Below are 2,138 nucleotides of genomic sequence, written 5' to 3' on the forward strand. Positions count from 1 at the left end.
GCCGAAGAGGCGCAGGTCCATGTACCAGTCGAAGACCCCCTCGGGCAGGCCGTGCTCCCGGATCTTCCGCAGCAATAGCTCGGGGTCGTGGATGCGCTGGCTGCCGCCGATGATCTCGCCCACGCCCTCGGGAGCCAGCATGTCGGCGTTCTTGACCAGCCGGGGGTCCTCGTCGTCGGGCTGCATGTAGAAGGCCTTCACTGCCGCCGGGTACTTCTCGACGAAGATGGGCCGGTCGAAGCGGCTGGTGAGGGCGGCCTCGTGGGGGGCGCCGAAGTCGTCGCCCCACTGCATGGGGACGAGCCCCTGCTCGGGCTGCTCCTGGGCGATCTGGTTCACCATCTCCACCGCCTTGGTGTAGTGGATGCGGGGGTAATTGCCCTGCGCGGTGGTCTCCAGCACGGTGGTGTCGCGCTCGAGCATCTGCAGCTCGAGCTTCTTCTCCTCCAGCACCCGCCCCACCAGGTAGGCCACCAGGTCCTCCTGGAGCTGCATGTTCTCCTCGTGGGTCATGAAGGCCACCTCGGGCTCGATCATCCAGAACTCCAGCAGGTGGCGGCGGGTCTTGGAGCGCTCGGCGCGGAAGGTGGGGCCGAAGGTGTAGACCTTGCCGAAGGCCATGGCCCCGGCCTCGGCGTAGAGCTGCCCCGACTGCGAGAGGTAGGCCTTCTCCCCGTCGAAGAGGTCGACCTCGAAGAGGTCGGTGGTGCCCTCGACGGCGTTGGGGGTGAGGATGGGGGAGTCCAGGCGCACGAAGCCCCGCGCGTGGAAGAAGTCGTGGATGGCGCGCTCGAGCTCGTCGCGCACCCGCAGCACCGCCCAGGCCCGGCGGTGGCGCATGTGCAGGTGGCGGTGGTCCATCAGGAAGTCCACGCCGTGCTCCTTGGGCGTGATGGGGTACTCCCCGCTGGGCAGGCTGATGACCTTGAGGCCCTTCACGCCCAGCTCGTAGCCGCCCGGCGCGCGGGGGTCGGCCCGCACCAGCCCCGTCACCTCGAGGGCCGCCTCCTGGGGGAGGTGGTCGGCCTGCTCGAACTGCTCGTCGGGGAGTTCGCCCTTGAACACGGTGGCCTGGATGAAACCGGTGCCGTCGCGCAGGGTGAGGAAGTGGATCTTGCCCTTGCTGCGGCGGCCCGTGACCCAGCCGCGGATGAGCACTTCCTGTCCTTCGTGCTTGCTGATCTCTTCGATAAAGGCTCGTTGCACCAGGGGATTCTACCCGGCCCCGCGGCGGCCGTGCACGGCCTGGGCCCCGGGGGGGCCGGGTCGGCCTATCATGGTCGGAAGGAGGAACAACCCATGCCTCACCTTACGCCGGACACCTGGGAGCAGGGCGACCCCTACGAGCGGTACGTGGGCCGGTGGAGCCGCAGGGTCGCGCCCCTGTTCCTCGCCTGGCTGCGCGTTCCCGCCCACAAGCGCTGGCTGGACGTGGGGTGCGGCACGGGCGCACTCTGCGCGGCCATCCTGGAGGGCTATTCGCCCGCGGCGGTCGTCGGGGTCGAGCCGTCGGAGGGCTTCCTCGAGGCCGCGCGGGGACGCCTGGCCGGGCGGGTCGAGCTCTACCCCGGCAGCGGGGCCGACATCCCCCTGGCCGACGAGTCGGTGGACGCGGTGGTGTCCGGGCTGGTCCTCAACTTCATCCCTGACCTGTCCGCTGCGCTGGCCGAGATGGTACGGGTGACCGCCCCCGACGGCACCGTGGGGGCCTACGTGTGGGATTACGCCGAGGGCATGGAACCCATCCGCTCGTTCTGGGACTCGGCCGTGGCGCTGGACCCGGCTGCCGCGCGCCTGGACGAGGCCGTGCGTTTCCCGCTGTGCGCCCCCGACGCCCTCGCCGCCCTCTTCGCCGGGGCCGGGCTGCTGGAGGTGCAGGGGACCGCCCTCGAGGTGCCCACCCCCTTCGCCAGCTTCGAGGACTACTGGGGGCCTTTCCTGGGCGGGCAGGGGCCCGCCCCCGGCTACGTGGCCTCGCTCGAGGAGGACGCCCGAGCCCGCCTGCGCGACCACCTCCGCGAGCGCCTCCCGACCGCGGACGACGGTTCGATCGCGCTGAAGGCCCGGGCCTGGGCCGTGCGGGGAATCGTCGGCTAGGGCGGCCCGGCTCAGGCCCCGCCGCCCGGCCTGCCCTCCAG

The 2,138-nt window shown here is 71.2% G+C and carries 2 protein-coding genes; one reads left to right on the forward strand and one right to left on the reverse strand.

The features are described 5' to 3' along the window. Positions 1-1,206, reverse strand: a 1,206-nt coding sequence (asnS, locus tag MEICH_RS0113520) for an asparagine--tRNA ligase (RefSeq protein WP_027893082.1), incomplete at its 3' end; no start/stop codon positions are given. A gap of 93 nt (positions 1,207-1,299) precedes the next feature. Between asnS and MEICH_RS0113525 the strand changes: the two genes are divergently transcribed. After that, complete coding sequence (locus MEICH_RS0113525; RefSeq protein WP_027893083.1) at positions 1,300-2,097, forward strand: class I SAM-dependent methyltransferase; 798 nt, start codon at positions 1,300-1,302, stop codon at positions 2,095-2,097. Positions 2,098-2,138: the final 41 nt, after the last annotated feature.

This window comes from Calidithermus chliarophilus DSM 9957, assembly GCF_000430045.1.
GTDB classification, from domain to species: domain Bacteria; phylum Deinococcota; class Deinococci; order Deinococcales; family Thermaceae; genus Calidithermus; species Calidithermus chliarophilus.

Excerpts from the sequence above, each read along its gene's own strand:
- MEICH_RS0113525 (WP_027893083.1), top strand. The coding sequence starts at position 1,300 with ATGCCTCACCTTACGCCGGACACCTGGGAGCAGGGCGACCCCTACGAG.